We start from the raw sequence: 18846 nt of genomic DNA, 5'->3' as shown, positions 1-18846 counted from the left end.
CTTCTTCTAATATCTTAAAAAACATGAAACTTAATAAACAAGACATATTAAAAGCTCTTGAAACAATTTCTGCTCCAGGAGAAGGACAGAATATGGTAGAAAGTGGTGCTGTAAAAAACGTAGTTACTTTTGCCGATGAGGTAGTTGTAGATATTGTAATAAATAATCCTGCATTACAGGCAAAAAAGAAAACAGAAGTGGAGATCATGAAAACCATTCATGATTTGGTATACGAAAAAGCAAAAATTACAGTCAATGTAAAAGTGGAAGCAAGTACCCAACCAAAAAACGAAATTAAAGGAAAACAGATTCCTGGAATCCAAAATATAATTGCCGTTGCTTCTGGTAAAGGTGGAGTAGGAAAATCTACAGTAACCTCTAATTTAGCTGTTTCTTTAGCAAAAATGGGCTTTAAAGTTGGAATTCTGGATGCCGATATTTATGGACCATCAATACCTATGATGTTTCAGGTAGAGAATGAAAAACCTTTAGCTGTAAATATTGAAGGGAAATCTAAAATGAAACCTGTAGAAAATTATGGGGTTAAGATTTTATCTATTGGATTTTTTACCCAACCAGGTCAAGCTGTAGTGTGGAGAGGTCCTATGGCTTCAAAAGCATTAAATCAAATGATTTTCGATGCTCATTGGGCAGAACTAGATTTTATGTTAATCGATTTACCACCGGGAACAGGAGATATTCATTTAAGTATTATGCAAGCTTTGCCAATTACAGGAGCAGTTGTGGTTAGTACACCTCAAAATGTGGCTTTAGCAGATGCCAAAAAAGGAGTAGCAATGTTTCAGCAAGAAAGTATTAATGTTCCTGTTTTAGGAATTATTGAAAACATGGCATATTTTACACCAGAAGAATTACCTGAAAATAAATATTATATCTTTGGAAAAGAAGGTGCTAAGCATTTGTCTGAAGATTTAAATGTACCGTTTTTAGGTGAGATTCCTTTAGTACAGAGCATTCGTGAAGCTGGAGATGTTGGTCGCCCAGCCGCTTTACAAACAGCAACACCTTTAGAGGAAGCTTTTGAAAAAATAACGCAGAATGTGGCCCAAGAAGTGGTAAGAAGAAATACAAATTTACCGCCAACCGAAGCTATAAAAATTACAACCATGGCTGGATGTTCAGCAGTTAAAAAATAACATATTACTTTATGTGCTTTCATAGTTTCAGGCAGGTTGCGGTTAAACTAAGAGAGCCTTAGAGAAAAATAAATAGAAGATGACTACAGAAGAATTAAGAATTAATGTTGAAAAAGCATTAGACGAAATACGTCCATTTTTACAAAGTGATGGTGGAGATATTTCTTTATTATCCATTGAAGGTGATAAACTTGTTAGAGTGCAATTAGAAGGTGCTTGTGTAGGTTGTAGTGTCAATCAAATGACCTTGAGATCCGGTGTGGAAATGACCATTAAAAAATACGCGCCTCAAATTGAGGAAGTCATTAATGTTGAAGCCTGATTTCTGCATTCCGGTACTTGTTCCGACATAATTTTATCTAGATCTGATATGTTGGATAAAACTTCGCTTAAAATGATAAAAATCATAAATATTTTAAAAGAATTATCGGAATTTTGCCACTTAAAATCAAAGTTAAATTAAAGATTTTCCCACTGTTGTGGGCTATTATATGATTAAAACAGATATACTTATTATTGGAGCTGGTCCAACAGGATTGTTTGCCGTATTCGAGGCAGGATTATTAAAATTAAAATGTCATTTAATAGACGCTTTACCACAACCTGGCGGACAGTGTTCAGAAATATATCCTAAAAAACCTATTTACGATATTCCAGGTTTTCCAGAGATTCTTGCAGACGATTTAACCCAGAATTTATTAGAGCAATGTAAGCAGTTTGAGCCGGGGTTTACTTTGGGAGAACGTGCAGAAACTATTGATAAACAAGAGGACGGAACTTTTATTGTAACTACCAACAAAGGGACTAAACATCACGCTCCTATAGTTGCAATTGCTGGAGGTTTAGGAAGTTTTGAGCCTAGAAAGCCTCTAATTCACAATATTAATTTTTTTGAAGATAAGGGCGTGGAGTATTTTATAAAGAATCCAGAAAAATACCGAAACAAACGTGTAGTTATTTCTGGAGGAGGAGACTCTGCCTTAGATTGGAGTATTTTTTTAGCAGATATAGCTTCAGAAGTGACTTTAATTCATAGAAGAAATGAATTTAGAGGAGCATTAGATTCTGTTGAAAAAGTACAAGAATTAAAAAATTCAGGTAAAATAAACCTAATTACCCCTGCCGAGGTTACCAGTATTGTTGGAGATCGTCATGTAAAAGCAGTGGTTGTTACCCAGGCAGAACATATAGAACGTGAGTTTGAGATAGAATGTGATCATTTTATTCCATTATTCGGACTTTCTCCAAAGCTAGGTCCTATCGCAAATTGGGGATTAGAAATAGAAAAGAATGCTATTAAGGTAAATAACGCTTTAGATTACCAAACTAACATTCCAGGTATTTTTGCTATTGGAGACATAAATACTTATCCAGGAAAATTAAAGTTAATTCTATGTGGGTTCCATGAAGCGACTTTAATGTGCCAGGCAGCTTATCAAATTCTTAATCCTGGTAAAAAATACGTGCTAAAATATACAACAGTTAGTGGAATAGATGGCTTTGATGGTTCTAGAAAAGAAGCGCCTAAAGCAGTTGTTAAAGCTATAGAATAAGGTTATTGAAACCAGAATAATAAGACGGAAGAATTAAATGTATTTCAAACTTAGATTAAAGTAAATTATACTTTTCTTGTTTTAAATAATATCAACATATGAATCAGCAGGATGTAAATTTAAAAATAACGGATAGAGATGGGGTTTTGCACGAAATTGTTGCTCCAACCGATATGGCTATGAACTTAATGGAGGTGGTTAGAAGTTATGAGTTAGCTCCAGAAGGCACCATAGGTATTTGTGGCGGTATGGCAATGTGCGCATCTTGTCAATGTTATGTGCTAAGTGAAACAGAATTACCAGAAAAGCAAGATGACGAAGAAGCCATGTTAAGTGAAGCTTTTTATGTTAAAGATAATTCTCGTCTAGGTTGTCAAATACAAATAACACCCGAAATGGAAGGCTTGGAAGTGGAGTTAGCTCCAGAAAGTTGATTTGTTTCTGCGAATTCAGGAATTACAAAGTCGGAAAAAACTATATAAATCCTATCAAGTTGTAAAACCTGATAGGTTTTTTTATGCCTTTCAAAAACGAGTCTAAGTAATTCCTAACTGTATGTTTAAGCTACTGAAATGCATAATGATTTATTACGAATCCAATACAGGTTATTTTGAAATTATACCAAATTTTGGTATATTTGAGTAAATTGTATAAACATGAGTAAAAACACATCCATCTCCCTTGGTGTTTATTTTGATCAATTTATTCATAGTCGGATTAGCGAAGGGAGGTATAAAAATGTAAGTGAAGTTATTCGAGCTGGATTACGACTTTTGGAGAAGGAGGAAACTAAGGTTACTGTATTGAAAAATGCTATTCAAGAAGGTATTGATAGTGGAATTAATCATAACTTTAATTCAAAGGAGCACCTTAAGTCTCTAAAATTAAAGAAAGATTCTAATGGCTAATTTAAATATAACTACAAAAGCCATTGAAGATTTATCCAATATTTGGAAAGATACTTTTTATAAATCATCAGAATATCAAGCTGATATTTATTACAATCTGTTAATTCATACTTGCCAAGAAATAACACAAAACTTTTCTTTAAGTAAAAAACACACTGAAATTGCTCCAAGCATATTTAAATTAAATAACTTTCACCATATAATTTTCTTCAGAATTACTGAAGATAGTAATGCCATTATTCTTAGAATTTTACATAACAACATGAGGTTTAAAAATATAGAAATAGAAATCTAAATATGTTTTTTTATCTAATAAAGTATCTTTAATAACTAGATTTGGCGCAAAAGATTAGATAACTACAGAATGAATATAACAACAGAAAACATACTTTTAATTGGTTCTATATTACTTTTTATAAGTGTAGTAGCCGGAAAATCTTCTTATAAATTTGGAGTTCCAACCTTATTACTTTTCCTAGGAATAGGTATGCTGGCAGGAACAGATGGAATTGGAGGTATTTATTTTGATAATCCAAAAATTGCTCAATTTATTGGAATTGTTTCTCTTAATTTTATTCTGTTTTCAGGAGGGCTGGAAACTCAGTGGAAATCTGTAAAACCCATTCTTAAAGAAGGTATTGTATTGTCAACTCTGGGAGTGTTGCTCACGGCAATAACATTAGGAACATTTGTTTGGTCTGTTACAGATTTTACTATTTATGAAAGTATGCTTTTGGGCTCAATTGTCTCCTCTACAGATGCTGCAGCTGTCTTTTCAATTTTACGTTCTAAAAGTCTGGCTCTAAAAAAAAATATTAGACCTACCTTAGAGTTAGAAAGTGGAAGTAACGACCCCATGGCTTATGTACTAACTATTGCATGTTTGTCTTTAGTAGTTAATCAAGATAAAAGTCTAGCCTCTGTTGTGCCGTTATTTTTTCAACAGATGTTAATTGGTAGTGTTTGCGGGTTTGCATTTGGAAAACTGAGTAAGTTAATTATTAATAAAATTAAATTAGGTATTGATGGGCTTTATCCCGTTTTAGTAATTTCGCTTATGTTTATCACTTTTTCAGCCACAGATTTTATTGGAGGAAATGGATTTCTAGCAATTTATATTTGTGCGGTTTTCTTAGGAAATCAAGACCTTATAAATAAAAAAACAATCTTGAAAATGTTTGATGGCTTAGCTTGGCTCATGCAAATTGTCCTGTTCCTTACTCTAGGGCTACTTGTGTTTCCTTCAGAAATAATTCCATATATGGGTATTGGGTTGCTTATTTCTTTGTTCCTAATTTTAATAGCAAGACCAGTAAGTGTTTTTATTAGTTTGATGTTTTTTAAGATGAAACTAAGGCGAAGGTTTTATATTTCATGGGTAGGATTACGTGGAGCAGTACCTATTGTATTTGCAACTTATCCACTTTTAGCAGGAATTGATAAAGCAAATATGATTTTTAATATTGTATTTTTTATTTCGGTAACTTCTGTACTTATTCAAGGAACAACCTTGTCTGTAGTAGCAAAATGGTTAAATGTAGCTCTACCTGAAGAAAAAAAGCGAATAACAGAGATTGATAAGCTTATTTTAAATATGCCTAAATCTTTTTTAGAGGAAGTTAAAATTCCACCAGATTCTTTTTCAGTAGATAAACGTATAGTAGATTTGAACTTTCCAAGTTCTGCTTTTATAGCTATGATAAAACGAAACGGAGAATTTATTCGACCCGGAGGGTCAACAGAAATTAAAACAAATGATATTTTAGTGGTGCTAGCAGACAAAGAAACAGATTTTTCGGAGGTAAACGACTGTTTGAACAAACCAATTAAAGCAATAAAAATGTAAAGACATGAGAAAACGATTTATTTTATTAATTGACTTTTCAGAATATTCTAGAAATCTGATAAAATACGCATACGAGTGGAGTATAGAAGCCAATGCTAGAATTTTATTGCTTCATCAATCAAACGCACTAGTGCCTACTCTTGCAGATAGCGAAACAAAAGAACAAATAATACAACAAACCAATAACGACGCTCTTCGAGAATTAAAAACATTGGCACAATCTATTATTCCAAATACAGCTAACTTTTCTTATTCTGTTTCAGAAAATCATTTTCAAATATCTCTTTCAAAGTTACTTTCAGAGCCCTTTGACAACCTGGTTTTTGTTGGTTTAAAAGGCACTGGAATGTTTAAAAAATTATTTCTTGGGAGTGTTGCATTAGAAATTATTAGAAATACAGAGAATATTGTTGTTGCCATGCCTAAGGAGATTGATAGCTATACCCATGAGAAAATATATATTGCAGTAAATGAAAAAAAACCATTAAATATTATAGAATTGAATAATTTTTTAAGGTTTATAGATAGTGAAAACACTCATATTACATTTTTTTACTTGGCGTACCCAGATGAAGAAACAAAGCAAATAGAGAACCAATTGAGGGAGCTGTCAGAAAAATTTGCAAACAGATTTAATACAGATTTTGCTATTTACGAAGGGAAAAACAGATTGGAAGATATCAAGAAAGTAATTAATAATAAAATTGACGAAATTCTAATTGTTCAAAGAGGATCACGTTTTCTAACCGATCAGATTTTTAGACGATTTTTAATTAACGATTTAGTTCACGAAGGACAAACACCTTTAATTGTTTTGCCATAATCGCGCTAAATCTTGAACCTGCTCGCCCGTCTCTAGCATAACGAAAACAAGAGGGTGAAGTAGAAAGCGTAGAGCCTTTATGAATAGAATTGCCGTTTTTTTTTTTTTTGAGTATATATTCTATTCTCTCAGTTCTATTTTACTACCCACTATCCACTACCCACTACTTTACTCCGTCTTATAGTCCATCAGCTTTCTTGGTCCTTCTAGTAAAACTCTAACAATTTGAAGCATGCCAGTTTTAGTAGTGTCTATATACCATTTTATTAAAGATATTTCACCGTTTTCTATTTCTATTCCAGTTATACTTCTAGGGTGTACACAGCTACCATCGTTAAAATAAGCAATCTCTCCAGGATTGGGAAACCTTGGTCTGTGTGTATGTCCAACTATAGTAATTAAGTTATTATTATCTGTTATCCAGTTTTTAGTTCGACGTTCAATTTTAATTAATTCCTTATAGTTTTTGGCAGGACTTGTAGGGTCTGCAATTCCCATAACGTTTAATGGTTTCCATAATGCACGAACCATAAAACGACTGATTTTCCAAAACGTATAATTCCACGAGTCTGCTTGATGGCCATGCGTTAAAAATAATTCTTGCTGCGTGTCTTTATGTTTTAAAATAATGCCTTCATAATACTTGACATTGCAAAATAAATCGACATCTTCTCCTAATTTAGGATCGAAATAAGTGGATAGGTTTTTGTCAATATATTCCTGATTTCTATAAACCATATCATGATTTCCCCAAATTAAATGTAGTCTTTCTTGCTCGTGAAACAGTTTCATAAGTAAGTAAACATTCTTATGAGCTTCAAATATTGGTTGAAAGGATAGGTTTTCCCAGAGCTCATCACCATCACCAATTTCACAGTATTGAAATCCTTGAGAATAATAATGTTGTAGAGCATGAAAATAAATATTTCGATTATTAGCAAAATCATCTGCAAAACTATTATCTCCCCGATGGCAATCGCTAAAAAGAATAAACTTACTAGAATCGTCAAAAGGAATGATTTTAGCGTTTTTGAAAGCTCTGTCTAATCGTTTTTTACTGGAAAGCATATAGTAAAAGTAAACAAATTTCAATAAAAAATGCTCCTCAATTATGAAGAGCATTTTAGGTTTTTGTTTTATAAATCTGATGGCATTTGAATTGTACCAAGAGATTCCCACTTTCGTGGGAGTTTTATTTGAAGGCATTTAATCCTGTAACATCCAATCCAGTAATTAATAAGTGTATATCGTGAGTTCCTTCGTAAGTAATTACACTTTCTAAGTTCATAGAATGACGCATAATCGAATATTCTCCAGTAATCCCCATACCGCCTAACATTTGTCTAGCTTCTCGGGCAATATTAATTGCCATATCCACATTGTTACGTTTAGCCATAGAAATTTGCGCAGAGGTTGCTGTGCCGTTTTCACGCATTACACCAAGTCTCCAGGCTAATAATTGTGCTTTCGTTATTTCAGTAATCATTTCAGCTAGTTTCTTTTGTTGTAGTTGAAATTGTCCAATTGGTTTTCCAAATTGCATACGTTCTTTACTGTAGCGTAAAGCTGTATCGTAACAGTCCATGGCAGCACCAATAGCTCCCCAGGCAATTCCAAAACGTGCAGAATCTAAGCATCCAAGTGGAGCACCAAGTCCAGATTTGTTTGGTAATAAGTTTTCTTTTGGAACTTTTACATTATCAAATATTAGTTCGCCAGTAGCTGAAGCTCTTAAAGACCATTTGTTATGTGTTTCAGGAGTTGAAAAGCCTTCCATGCCACGTTCTACTACTAAACCATGAATTCTACCCTCTTCATTTTTAGCCCAAACAACTGCTATTTCACAAAATGGAGCATTAGAAATCCACATTTTAGCACCATTTAAAAGATAATGGTCGCCCATATCTTTAAAATTTGTGGTCATGCCTCCAGGATTAGATCCATGGTCAGGTTCTGTTAATCCAAAAGAACCTATCCATTCGCCAGATGCTAATTTTGGTAAGTATTTTTTTCGTTGTTCTTCGTTTCCGTATTTCCAGATTGGATACATTACTAAAGACGATTGGACAGAAGCCGTACTACGAACTCCAGAATCTCCTCGTTCAATTTCTTGCATGATTAAACCATAAGATATTTGGTCTAATCCAGCCCCACCATATTCGTGTGGAATATATGGGCCAAAAGCACCAATCTCGGCTAATCCATTGATAATTTGTTTTGGGAATTCTGCTTTTTGTGCATACTCTTCTATAATAGGAGATACATCACGCTTTACCCATTCTCTAGCCGCATCACGTACTAATTTATGTTCGTCGGTTAATAATTCGTCTAAGTTATAATAATCAGGAGCTTCAAATAAATCAGGTTTCATCTGTTCGTTTTTATTGTTTTAGAGGACAGATGTTTTTCGCAAACTTGCTCGGTTCATCTGTTCGTTTTTATTGTTTTAGAAGTTTAGTTGAACTTTGCATAAGTGCTCATTTCATTCATCCTTCAACATAATTTTAAAAATAAATAATTAAAATATGAATATAAAAGCAAATGTAACAATTTGTTACATCTTAAGATAAAAATCTTTTGTCAAATTTATATAGTCTGAAGTGTATTGATGCCTTGAGGTTTCTATAATAAGCTCCTCCGTGTTTATTTCTGTTTTATAAAATGAAAACTCTATAAGGCTTCGCTTAATTTTTGAATTGGGTGTTCCTTTTATGTGTAAGACACTATTTGGGAATAATCCAGTTTTTAAAGCTAAAGTAATAAAATGCTCCTCCTCTTTAAAGGGAATAATAACAGAAAACAAACCGTTCTCCGATAATAGTTTTGAAACCCCATCAATAAGATGATTAAAAGGTAGAGCATCTGTAAAACGCGCTAGATCACGTTGACTGTTTTCAGTTTTGTAATCTTCAGAATAAAATGGAGGGTTAGAAATAATTAGCTCGTATTTATCATCAATATCAAGAACAAATTCCTCTAAAGAAGCATGATAACAAAAAAGCCTATCTCCCCAGGGAGAGTTTTCAAAATTATCAACACATTGTTCGTATGCTTCGTCGTCAATTTCTAGTGCATCAATAAGTTCTGCATTACTTCTTTGCGCTAACATTAAGGCTAAAACTCCCGTGCCAGCACCAATATCTAAAATAGAAAATGGTTGTTTTTTTATAGAAGTCCAAGCTCCAAGTAATACAGAGTCTGTGCCAATTTTCATGGCGCAACGTTCTTGATTTACTGAAAACTCTTTAAATTGAAAAGGACCCATTGATATAGATGTTTAAAAATTAAATAATTTGATTGCTAAATTATTCTTAATATAGAAATATGCGAAACTTTATTGCGTAAATTTAAACACTCAAAATTTATTTATGAAAGTTCCTGCTTTACCGGAAAATGAAAAATTAAGACAAAATGCTGTCAACCAATATCAACTATTAGATACTTTACCTGAACAGAGTTATAATGAAATAACCGCTTTGGTGTCTTTAATTACAGATGCGCCTATTTCTTTAATTACCTTGCTGGACCAAGACAGAAACTTTCTTAAGTCGCATCATGGAGTTCCATTTAATCAATCTCCAAGAGATATTTCATTTTGTGGACACGCCATTATTTCCGATGATCCAATAACTATTATTGAAGATGCTAGAACGGATGAACGGTTTAAAGATAACCCCTTGGTTACAGAGCAAAATGCGGTGTTTTACGCCGGAGTTCCTTTAGTAAATCCAGACGGATATAGACTTGGAACCTTGTGCGTTTTTGATGTTAAACCTAATTCTTTAAACGAAAAACAAATTCAAACTATAAGAGTTTTGGCTAATCAAGTTGTCAGTTTATTTGAACAAAGATTAGTTAATTTGGAGCTTATTAAATTGCAAGAAGAATTACTGTTGCGCAATGAAAATCTTAAGAAATTTGCCAATGTAGTGAGTCACGATTTAAAGTCGCCATTAGCAAATATTACTTCTTTAATCGATTTGGTTGAAAAAGATTTAAAAAATCAACTTACCTCAGAGTCTTTAGAATATTTGGAATATTTAAAAGGATCATCAGATTCTCTTCGTGAGTATATTGACGGATTATTAGTTTTTTACATGAATTCTGAGTTGGTAGAAAGCAGTAAAGAGCTGGTTAGTTTTAAAGAATTCATGGAGCATATTAAAAAACTCTGCCTAACTAAAGGGGAAGAAGTTGTATTTAACTACACAAAAAATGTAGGTGATGTTTTTATTAATAAATCGGCTTTGTCACAAATTTTAGTAAATCTAATTACGAATGCCATTAAATATAATGATAAAGACAAAGTTGTTTTAGATATAGTTTTTTCGGAGAATGACAGCGATTATATTTTTGAAGTGAATGATAATGGTCCGGGAATTTCACAAGATAAATTAGAATATATTTTTGAATTATTCTCATCTTTTGGAGAGGATAGAAATAACAATAAAGGTACAGGAATAGGTCTGGCTACAGTAAAAAAGCTAATTGTAAATTTAGGAGGTCAAGTAGAAGTGAAAACTTCGGAAAACGGAGGAGCTAGTTTTGTGTTTAATTTGAAAAAATAATAGAATCTTAACTTAGAGAAGAGTTTCAATACCTATTAAAAAGATAGAACTTTAAACCGTTTGTTTAACTAGGTAATCTAATTTCTCCTATAAATACAGATCTATAAGTCCTTCAGGAGTTTCAACAAAAAGTGTTTTGTTCGGTTTATCTAATTTGTTTATAAACTCGTCATTTACAGGGATTAATATTTCAGTTCCATCTCTATCTATTTCAAAAAGAGCTTGAGCCGTAGCGTCGTTTATAGATACAATAGTTCCAACTAGTCCGTAATTGATATCTTCTACTTTATACCCTATAATTTCATGAAAATAGAACTTGTCTCCTTCAAGTTTAGGTAGGAATTCTAATGGGAGATAAATATCGCATTTCATTAAGGCATCAGCATCAGCTTCTGTATCTACGTCTTCAAATCTAACACGAAGTAAATCGGATTTATGCAATTGCGAAGATTCAATAAAAAACGGTACCAGGTTATTTTTTAAGTCAATAAACAAAGCATCTAGGTTTTCATATAAATTGGGTTCGTCTGTATCCAGTTTAATAAGGAGTTCTCCTTTAAAACTATATTTTGAAACAATTTTACCTAAATAAAAGCAGTCTTCTTTTTTCATGTCTATTTTCCCATAAGAAAGGGAATATAATTAAAATTTATAATAAATATATGAGCTTCCCATCTAGGTGAGAATTATAACCTAATACTTTTCAGGCTTTATAAAATAAAAAAACCCAGATGGATAGCATCTGGGTTCAAAAGTATAAAAAATTTGATTTTTATTCTTCTTCTTTAGAAGCTTCTTCCGTAGTAGCTTCTGCTTCTGTTGTTTCTTCAACAGCTTCTTCTGCTACTTCCTCTTCTACTGGTGCATTTGCAGCAATACGAGCTTCGTTAGCAGCTTTTTCAGCTTCAAAAGCTTTTTCTTTTGCTTCAGCGTCAGCTTTTGCTAAATCTTGAGATTTTGCATCTACTTTTTGCGCTTTTTCTTCTAACCAAGCAGTGAATTTTGCTTCAGCTTGCTCTTCTGTTAAAGCACCTTTTCTAACACCACCGGCAAGGTGATTTTTAAGTAAAGCACCTTTGTAAGATAAAATACCTCTTACAGTGTCTGTAGGTTGTGCTCCATTTTGAAGCCATTTTACAGCACTATCAACATCTAATTCAATAGTTGCTGGGTTTGTGTTTGGATTGTAAGCACCTATTTGTTCTAAGTATTTACCATCTCTTTTAGACCTTGCATCTGCTGCAATAATCCAATAGTAAGGTTTCCCTTTCTTTCCTCGTCTTTGTAATCTAAGTTTAACTGACATATAAATTAATTAGTAAGGTTCTCGACCTCTGTTATTAATAAGGGTGCAAAGATACTATATTTTTTTAAATATCAACTTTTTATATAAAAACTAATTCGTTGTTTTTTTTTATCCTATTTTTGATTTCTTATTATAAGTTATTAAAATAAAATATGAAATGTCTACGTTTCTTTTATAATTAGAAAGAAAATATGTTGTAGAGTTTCATGCGACAAATAAAAAACATAATATAAACACATGAAAAAGTTATTTGTATTTGCAATTACTATGCTGATTATGTCAAGCTGTGCAGACGATATTGAATTTAACAATCCAGCCATGCTAGGTAAAAAGGACGGTAATTCATGGAAAGCCGTTTTATATAGTGGGTATTTTGACGAAAATGGAAAAGCCATCATCTCTGGAAATAATAATTATGACGTTATTAATTTACAGATATCGTCTTTTTCTGTTGGAACTTATTTGTTAGGAGAAAACAATATTAACGAAGCCATTTTAATAGATGCTAGTGATGAGGTGTATTCGACTAATAATTTGCCAGATATGGATGCCGAGTTGTATCCGCCAGATGGAATTGTAGAAATTACAGAGTACAATCAAGAAAGAAGTACTGTTTCTGGAAAGTTTTGGTTTAATGCCTATTCGGATAGCGGAAGCAAAACGGTTAATTTTAGCCAAGGTGTTTTTTACGAAATCCCTGTACCATTTAATGCTGGTCCACCTATAGTGTCTTGCGATGAGGCTGTAGCTGCAACAGCAACAGCAGCCCAATTGTATGAGGAAACAGACCCAACAGATACAAATTATACCACAGTTTGTAATGCATACAGAGCAGCATTGATAGAGCAGCAAATAGCTTGTGGAGATGAAGCAGGTGTTTTACAAGATATAATTGATGGTTTAAATTGTGAAAGTGTAGAATCTGATTATTGGCCAAGAGCTATTAATAATTCATGGACTTATAACACCACAACTAGCGGGGAGCAGACATATACTATTACTGGAACTGAAACATTTGATAGTTTAGAATATTATGCTTTCGACGATTTATATGGAGCACCATCGTGGTTAAGAAAGAGTGGTCCAAATTATTATGTAAGAACCGAAATGTCGGGTTCTGTTCCTGGATATCAATTTTCTGCAACGCCCTACACGGTTAATATGTTAAAAGATGATGCAATTGTTGGAGAAACATGGGAATCTAATGTGGCTTATACTATTTCTTATACTCCAGAACCAGGGCAGCCAAGTATTCCAGATACAGATGTGGTGGCAGATTATACATTTGAAATGAAAGGGCGCGATTTGTCAAGAGCGGTAGAAGGTGTAAATTATGATAATGTTCTTCATATTGAATTAATAACAACAGGAGCAGGAGTTACAGTAGTTACTCAGTATTATTACGCTAAAGATGTTGGTCTTATTGAATATATAACAGAAGAAGGTGCTAATACACTGTCTAATTATGTGTTGAATTAAGTTATTTTAAAATAAAATTATAGGAAACCAGAGAAGCTAACTTCTCTGGTTTTTTGTTTACAACTGTTTGTGATTTTAACATTCTGAAAGAGCATTTTTTCATATTTTTATCATTCTTATTTACTCTCAAGAAAACACCATATGTATTTAATTTTCGATACCGAAACCACAGGATTACCAAAACGTTGGGATGCACCAATTACAGATACAGATAACTGGCCAAGATGTATTCAAATTGCATGGCAGTTGCATGACGACATGGGTGCATGTATAGAGCATCAAGATTATTTAATCCAACCTGAAGGTTTTAATATTCCTTACGATGCTGAGAAAATTCATGGAATTTCTACAGAGCTAGCTCAGGAACAAGGTGTGCCTTTAAGAGAAATGTTAGAGAAATTTAACGAAGCTCTGTCTAAAGCAAAATTTGTTGTTGGACAAAATGTTAAATTCGACCTGAATATAATGGGAGCCGAATTTGTTCGGGAAAACATAGAAAACCCTTTACAAGAATTACCGGTTTTAGATACGTGTACAGAGCATACGGCTAGCCTTTGTCAGCTGCCAGGTGGGCGTTATGGAAAGTTTAAACTGCCAACTTTAACAGAGTTGCATCAATATTTATTTAATCAACCTTTTGCTGAAGCGCATAATGCAACAGCCGATGTAGAGGCAACCACACGTTGTTTTTTAGAATTAATCCGAAGGCAAGAATATACTAAGGAAGCTTTAGATGTTCAGCCAGATTATTTTAAGAACTTCTCTGAAGCCAATCCGCAAGAAATTAAGCTCATTGGTTTAAAGCATATCAACCTAAAACAGGAAAGTGCTAAAATCAATAAACGTTTACAGGAACAACAATCAGTTGATCTTACTGAAGACGAAATAAAAGAGAATATTTCAGAATTAGAAGAAGTTGAGTTTGTTCATCTTCATAATCACTCCCAGTATTCCGTTTTACAATCTACAATAAGTATTCCTGCTTTGGTAGCTGCTGCAGCCGAGCAAAATATGCCTGCAGTTGCTCTAACAGACCATGCAAATATGATGGGGGCTTTTCACTTTGTAAAAGCTGCTGGTAATCATAATAAAACGGTACGAGCTAAAAACGAAGAAGCTATTGAAAGAGGTGAAACTCCAACTTTAAAAGAAGTAAAGCCTATATTAGGATGTGAGTTTTTTGTATGCGAGGATCATTTGGATAAATCCAGAAAAGATAATGGCTACCAAATAGTGCTTTTGGCAAAAAGCAAAAAAGGATATCATAATCTAGCAAAACTATCTTCTCATGCTTTTACAGATGGATTTTATTACGTACCTAGAATTGATAAAAAACTCATTCAACAATATAAAGAGGACCTCATTGTTTTAACAGGAAATCTATATGGCGAAGTACCAAGTAAAGTCTTAAATATTGGTGAAAATCAAGCAGAAGAAGCTTTGCTTTGGTGGAAAGAAGCGTTTGGAGACGATTTGTATATCGAAATAATGCGTCATGATCAAGAAGATGAAAATCGCGTAAACCCGGTATTAATCTCATTTTCTAAAAAGCACAACGTTAAACTTGTAGCATCTAATAACACCTATTATGCTAAACAAGACGATGCCAATGCCCACGATATTTTACTATGTGTAAAAGATGGCGAAAAACAAGCTACTCCAATTGGTCGTGGTCGTGGATACCGTTATGGCTTGCCAAACGAGGAGTATTACTTTAAATCTTCGGAAGAAATGAAGGAAATCTTTAAAGATATTCCTGAAGCTATAAGTAATATCCAGGAAGTTATTGATAAAGTAGAATACTATGAGCTGGCTCGTGATGTCTTATTGCCTGCTTTCGATATTCCAGAAAAGTTTAAAGATGCAGCCGATTTAGAGGATAATGGTAAACGAGGGGAAAATGCATTTTTACGACATATTACTTACGAAGGCGCAAAAAAGCGCTATGGAGAAGAACTAACAGAAGAGATAAAAGAACGATTAGACTTCGAGTTAAGCGTTATTGAAAATACTGGATACCCAGGGTACTTCTTAATTGTAGAAGATTTTATTCGCGAAGCTCGAAAAATGGATGTGTCTGTTGGTCCTGGTCGTGGTTCTGCAGCCGGTTCTGTAGTAGCTTATTGTTTGTGGATTACTAATATTGATCCTCTTAAATACGACTTACTTTTTGAGCGTTTTCTAAATCCGGATCGTGTTAGTATGCCGGATATCGATATTGATTTTGACGACGAAGGAAGGTCTCGCGTCATGGATTACGTTATCGAAAAATATGGAAGTAATCAAGTGGCACAAATTATCACTTATGGTACCATGGCTGCCAAGTCTTCTATTAGAGATACCGCCCGTGTACTAGATTTACCACTTTTTGATGCCGATAGGATAGCCAAATTAATTCCTACCATGTCTAAGTTGCGCAAAATTTTTGGTGCAGATGAGAAAGGGTTGAAAAATATGTTCAGATCAGAAGATTTGGAAAAGGTTAATCAGCTTTTAAATATTTCTGATGGAGACGATTTGGAAGCAGAGACAGTTAACTTGGCAAGAATGCTGGAAGGATCTGTTAGAAATACCGGAATCCATGCCTGTGGAGTTATTATTACGCCAGACGATATTACCAAATTCGTTCCAGTTTCTACTGCTAAGGACTCCGATTTATATGTAACCCAATTCGACAACTCAGTGGTGGAAGATGCTGGTTTATTAAAGATGGATTTCTTGGGTTTAAAAACGCTGACTTTAATAAAAGATACCGTAAAAATTGTAAAAGCCAAGCATAATATAGATCTAGATCCAGATAGTTTTCCGTTAGATGATGAAAAAACATACGAGCTTTTCCAAAAAGGAGAAACTGTTGGTGTATTTCAATACGAATCTCCTGGAATGCAAAAACACCTTAAAGAACTAAAGCCATCGGTTTTTGAAGATTTAATTGCAATGAATGCCTTATATCGTCCGGGACCTATGGAGTACATTCCAAGTTTTACTAAACGTAAGCACGGCTTAGAGGAGATTGATTACGATTTGCCAGCCATGGAAGAATACCTTAAAGAAACCTATGGAATTACGGTTTATCAAGAGCAGGTGATGTTGCTTTCTCAGAAATTGGCAGATTTTACAAAAGGTGAAGCCGATGTTTTAAGAAAAGCTATGGGTAAAAAGCAAATAGCCGTTTTGGATAAAATGAAGCCAAAATTTATTGCTCAAGCCGAAGCAAACGGACACGATGCTAAAAAATTAGAGAAAATCTGGAAAGACTGGGAAGCCTTTGCAAGTTATGCCTTTAATAAATCGCATTCTACTTGTTACGCATGGATAGCCTACCAGACAGCTTATTTAAAAGCACATTACCCTGCCGAATATATGGCGGCCGTACTTTCTAATAATATGAATGACATCAAGCAAGTAACCTTCTTTATGGAAGAATGTAAACGCATGAAATTAAATGTACTTGGACCAGATATTAATGAGAGTTATTATAAGTTTTCTGTAAACCAGGATAATGCGGTTCGGTTTGGAATGGGAGCCATAAAAGGAGTAGGACATGGAGCCGTACAAACCATAGTAAATAATAGAAAAGAGGATGGTCATTATAAATCGATTTTCGATTTTGCCAAACGTATAGACTTAAGAGCAGCCAATAAAAAAGCTTTTGAAAATTTAGCACTTGCTGGAGGTTTCGATTGTTTTGAAAACACACATAGAGCACAATATTTCCAGGATGAAGGTGATGGGATTACCTTTTTAGAAAAAACAATTAAATATGGTGCTAAACATCAGGAAAATGAAAATTCTGCACAGGTAAGTTTGTTTGGAGAGTCTAGCGATGTTCAAATTGAAGAGCCTTTAGTGCCACCTTGCGAAGAATGGGGAACCATGGAAAAACTTGCAAGAGAGAGAGAGGTAGTTGGAATTTATATTTCTGGACATCCGTTGGATGATTTTAAAATTGAAATGAAAACCTTTTGTAATTCTAATTTAGCTTTATTAAGAAATCTAGAAACCTATGTAAATAGAGAGCTAACATTTGGTGGGGTTGTAGTAGATGTGCAACACAGAGTGAGTAAGCAAGGAAAGGGGTGGGCTATATTTACCATTGAAGATTATACAGATAGTTTTGAATTTAGAATTTTTGGAGAAGAGTACTTAAAGTTTAGACATTTTCTTGTAAGTAATTCTTTTGTTTATGTTAAGATATTTATCCGCGAAGGATGGGTAAATAGAGAAACTGGAAATAAAAGCGATCCTAGAATTCAGTTTAATAATTTTCAGTTGTTGCATGATGTTATGGAAACTTATGCAAAAAAATTATCCATACAATTAAAGATTAGCGATCTGCAGGACAATCGTATTTCAGAATTAAAAGATTTACTAACCATGCACAGAGGTGATAATTTATTAAATTTTATTATTTACGACTCTGAAGAGCAGATAAAACTAACCATGCCAAGTAGAAAACAAAAGGTGAAGATTTCTCAAGAATTGTTAGAGGAGTTAGAACTAAATGATGTGTTTTATAAATTGAATTAACGAATTAAAAAAAGCTTTTTTAGATAGAGTTTTCAGGTATGATTTTTTTAATTAAATTTAAAAACTGATAAATGCAGGCCTCGTGTAAAGGATTGAGTACTTGTTGGAGCTCCTCGAAGAGAGCGACGTACGAAAGCCTGACCCTTTGTAGCGATTGCGAAAAAGGGTTACACCCAAATTGGCAGTATAACTTCAGTTAATTCTATGATAAAGAAAACAAATTGTCAGGTTGTAAGTTTTGGCAAAGTTTTTGACTAATATTGCATAGTAGACTGCCAAACAGGCTAGTTGATAGAATTTAGAAGAGATTAAGTAGAACATATAAAATTAGAAATTATGGCATTAGATATAACAGATGCATCGTTTGAAGAAACAGTATTAAAAAGTGATAAACCAGTAATGGTAGATTTTTGGGCCGCTTGGTGTGGACCATGTAGAATGGTTGGACCAATCATTGAAGAAATTAGTAAAGAATACGAAGGAAAAGCCGTTGTTGGAAAAGTAGACGTAGATGCAAACCAAGAATTTGCAGCTAAATATGGTGTACGTAATATTCCTACCGTATTGGTGTTTCAAAACGGAGAAGTAGTTGGACGTCAGGTTGGTGTAGCTCAGAAAAGTGCTTACACAGAAGCTATTGATGCGCTTTTATAAAATACAATTTAAAAGAAAAGAT

General features: G+C 33.6%; 17 protein-coding genes. 12 read left to right on the top strand and 5 right to left on the bottom strand.

The genetic code is table 11. The features are described 5' to 3' along the window. Positions 1-23: 23 nt before the first annotated feature. The 8 genes from OS188_RS03410 (at position 24) to OS188_RS03375 (ending at position 6287) form a co-directional block, all read left to right on the top strand. Positions 24-1157: an Mrp/NBP35 family ATP-binding protein gene (locus OS188_RS03410; protein WP_267147414.1), complete on the top strand. Its 1134-nt coding sequence runs from the start codon at positions 24-26 to the stop codon at positions 1155-1157. Positions 1158-1236: 79 nt separating this feature from the next. Next, on the top strand, positions 1237-1479 hold the full coding sequence (locus OS188_RS03405; RefSeq protein WP_267147413.1) for a NifU family protein: 243 nt from the start codon (positions 1237-1239) through the stop codon (positions 1477-1479). Between the two features lie 169 nt (positions 1480-1648). Then, a complete protein-coding gene (locus OS188_RS03400) occupies positions 1649-2710 on the top strand; it encodes an NAD(P)/FAD-dependent oxidoreductase (RefSeq protein ID WP_267147412.1) in 1062 nt (353 codons plus the stop codon). A 98-nt stretch (positions 2711-2808) separates the two neighbouring features. Next, on the top strand, positions 2809-3144 hold the full coding sequence (locus tag OS188_RS03395; protein WP_267147411.1) for a 2Fe-2S iron-sulfur cluster-binding protein: 336 nt from the start codon (positions 2809-2811) through the stop codon (positions 3142-3144). A gap of 222 nt (positions 3145-3366) precedes the next feature. Next, positions 3367-3618, top strand: a complete 252-nt coding sequence (locus tag OS188_RS03390) for a type II toxin-antitoxin system ParD family antitoxin (protein ID WP_267147410.1) — start codon at positions 3367-3369, stop codon at positions 3616-3618. Continuing rightward, on the top strand, positions 3611-3913 hold the full coding sequence (locus tag OS188_RS03385) for a type II toxin-antitoxin system RelE/ParE family toxin (protein ID WP_267147409.1): 303 nt from the start codon (positions 3611-3613) through the stop codon (positions 3911-3913). Before OS188_RS03390 ends, OS188_RS03385 begins: the two co-directional genes overlap by 8 nt. 69 nt (positions 3914-3982) lie before the next feature. Then, entirely contained in the window at positions 3983-5464 is a 1482-nt protein-coding gene (locus OS188_RS03380) for a potassium/proton antiporter (RefSeq protein WP_267147408.1), read from the top strand. Positions 5465-5468: 4 nt separating this feature from the next. Continuing rightward, positions 5469-6287, top strand: a complete 819-nt coding sequence (locus tag OS188_RS03375) for a universal stress protein (protein WP_267147407.1) — start codon at positions 5469-5471, stop codon at positions 6285-6287. Positions 6288-6455: 168 nt separating this feature from the next. On the opposite strand, the gene OS188_RS03370 is transcribed toward OS188_RS03375, so the two are convergent. The 3 genes from OS188_RS03370 to OS188_RS03360 all read right to left on the bottom strand — a co-directional run bounded on the left by OS188_RS03370 (position 6456) and on the right by OS188_RS03360 (position 9552). After that, entirely contained in the window at positions 6456-7409 is a 954-nt protein-coding gene (locus OS188_RS03370) for a metallophosphoesterase family protein (RefSeq protein ID WP_267147406.1), read from the bottom strand. A 70-nt stretch (positions 7410-7479) separates the two neighbouring features. Next, positions 7480-8658 (bottom strand): acyl-CoA dehydrogenase family protein, encoded by a 1179-nt coding sequence (locus tag OS188_RS03365; protein ID WP_267147405.1) that lies wholly within the window; start codon positions 8656-8658, stop codon positions 7480-7482. Positions 8659-8841: 183 nt separating this feature from the next. Beyond that, a complete protein-coding gene (locus OS188_RS03360) occupies positions 8842-9552 on the bottom strand; it encodes a tRNA1(Val) (adenine(37)-N6)-methyltransferase (protein WP_267147404.1) in 711 nt (236 codons plus the stop codon). Positions 9553-9655: 103 nt separating this feature from the next. Here OS188_RS03360 and OS188_RS03355 point away from each other — a divergent pair, with 103 nt between their 5' ends. Further along, the gene (locus OS188_RS03355; RefSeq protein WP_267147403.1) at positions 9656-10855 is read left to right on the top strand and encodes a sensor histidine kinase; all 1200 of its coding nucleotides are present in this window, start codon (positions 9656-9658) and stop codon (positions 10853-10855) included. Positions 10856-10942: 87 nt separating this feature from the next. On the opposite strand, the gene rimM is transcribed toward OS188_RS03355, so the two are convergent. Both rimM and OS188_RS03345 read right to left on the bottom strand, forming a co-directional pair. Continuing rightward, entirely contained in the window at positions 10943-11467 is a 525-nt protein-coding gene (gene rimM / locus OS188_RS03350; protein ID WP_267147402.1) for a ribosome maturation factor RimM, read from the bottom strand. A 160-nt stretch (positions 11468-11627) separates the two neighbouring features. Further along, positions 11628-12161, bottom strand: coding sequence for a 30S ribosomal protein S16 (locus OS188_RS03345; RefSeq protein ID WP_267147401.1), 534 nt, complete (start codon positions 12159-12161; stop codon positions 11628-11630). Positions 12162-12398: 237 nt separating this feature from the next. On the opposite strand from OS188_RS03345, the gene OS188_RS03340 reads away from it, so the two are divergent. From OS188_RS03340 to trxA, 3 genes are all read left to right on the top strand, one after another. Further along, positions 12399-13640: a DUF6252 domain-containing protein gene (locus tag OS188_RS03340; protein ID WP_267147400.1), complete on the top strand. Its 1242-nt coding sequence runs from the start codon at positions 12399-12401 to the stop codon at positions 13638-13640. Positions 13641-13781: 141 nt separating this feature from the next. Beyond that, positions 13782-18170 carry a DNA polymerase III subunit alpha gene (gene dnaE, locus OS188_RS03335; protein WP_267147399.1) on the top strand — a complete coding sequence of 1463 codons (4389 nt, stop codon included), beginning with the start codon at positions 13782-13784 and terminating at the stop codon, positions 18168-18170. A 336-nt stretch (positions 18171-18506) separates the two neighbouring features. Beyond that, positions 18507-18824 carry a thioredoxin gene (gene trxA / locus OS188_RS03330; protein WP_267147398.1) on the top strand — a complete coding sequence of 106 codons (318 nt, stop codon included), beginning with the start codon at positions 18507-18509 and terminating at the stop codon, positions 18822-18824. The last annotated feature ends 22 nt before the right edge of the window (positions 18825-18846 follow it).

Source organism: Xanthomarina sp. F1114 (assembly GCF_026410255.1).
Classification (GTDB): domain Bacteria; phylum Bacteroidota; class Bacteroidia; order Flavobacteriales; family Flavobacteriaceae; genus Xanthomarina.
The sequence above is the reverse complement of the archived record's forward strand: the minus strand, read 5'-3'. Positions and strand labels throughout refer to the sequence as shown.

Bases quoted from the DNA above. Each gene is read 5' to 3' on its own strand.
- OS188_RS03410 (WP_267147414.1), top strand. From the start codon at position 24: ATGAAACTTAATAAACAAGACATATTAAAAGCTCTTGAAACAATTTCT.
- OS188_RS03405 (WP_267147413.1), top strand. From the start codon at position 1,237: ATGACTACAGAAGAATTAAGAATTAATGTTGAAAAAGCATTAGACGAA.
- OS188_RS03400 (WP_267147412.1), top strand. From the start codon at position 1,649: ATGATTAAAACAGATATACTTATTATTGGAGCTGGTCCAACAGGATTG.
- OS188_RS03395 (WP_267147411.1), top strand. From the start codon at position 2,809: ATGAATCAGCAGGATGTAAATTTAAAAATAACGGATAGAGATGGGGTT.
- OS188_RS03390 (WP_267147410.1), top strand. From the start codon at position 3,367: ATGAGTAAAAACACATCCATCTCCCTTGGTGTTTATTTTGATCAATTT.
- OS188_RS03385 (WP_267147409.1), top strand. From the start codon at position 3,611: ATGGCTAATTTAAATATAACTACAAAAGCCATTGAAGATTTATCCAAT.
- OS188_RS03380 (WP_267147408.1), top strand. From the start codon at position 3,983: ATGAATATAACAACAGAAAACATACTTTTAATTGGTTCTATATTACTT.
- OS188_RS03375 (WP_267147407.1), top strand. From the start codon at position 5,469: ATGAGAAAACGATTTATTTTATTAATTGACTTTTCAGAATATTCTAGA.
- OS188_RS03370 (WP_267147406.1), bottom strand. From the start codon at position 7,409: ATGCTCTTCATAATTGAGGAGCATTTTTTATTGAAATTTGTTTACTTT.
- OS188_RS03365 (WP_267147405.1), bottom strand. From the start codon at position 8,658: ATGAAACCTGATTTATTTGAAGCTCCTGATTATTATAACTTAGACGAA.
- OS188_RS03360 (WP_267147404.1), bottom strand. From the start codon at position 9,552: ATGGGTCCTTTTCAATTTAAAGAGTTTTCAGTAAATCAAGAACGTTGC.
- OS188_RS03355 (WP_267147403.1), top strand. From the start codon at position 9,656: ATGAAAGTTCCTGCTTTACCGGAAAATGAAAAATTAAGACAAAATGCT.
- rimM (WP_267147402.1), bottom strand. From the start codon at position 11,467: ATGAAAAAAGAAGACTGCTTTTATTTAGGTAAAATTGTTTCAAAATAT.
- OS188_RS03345 (WP_267147401.1), bottom strand. From the start codon at position 12,161: ATGTCAGTTAAACTTAGATTACAAAGACGAGGAAAGAAAGGGAAACCT.
- OS188_RS03340 (WP_267147400.1), top strand. From the start codon at position 12,399: ATGAAAAAGTTATTTGTATTTGCAATTACTATGCTGATTATGTCAAGC.
- dnaE (WP_267147399.1), top strand. From the start codon at position 13,782: ATGTATTTAATTTTCGATACCGAAACCACAGGATTACCAAAACGTTGG.
- trxA (WP_267147398.1), top strand. From the start codon at position 18,507: ATGGCATTAGATATAACAGATGCATCGTTTGAAGAAACAGTATTAAAA.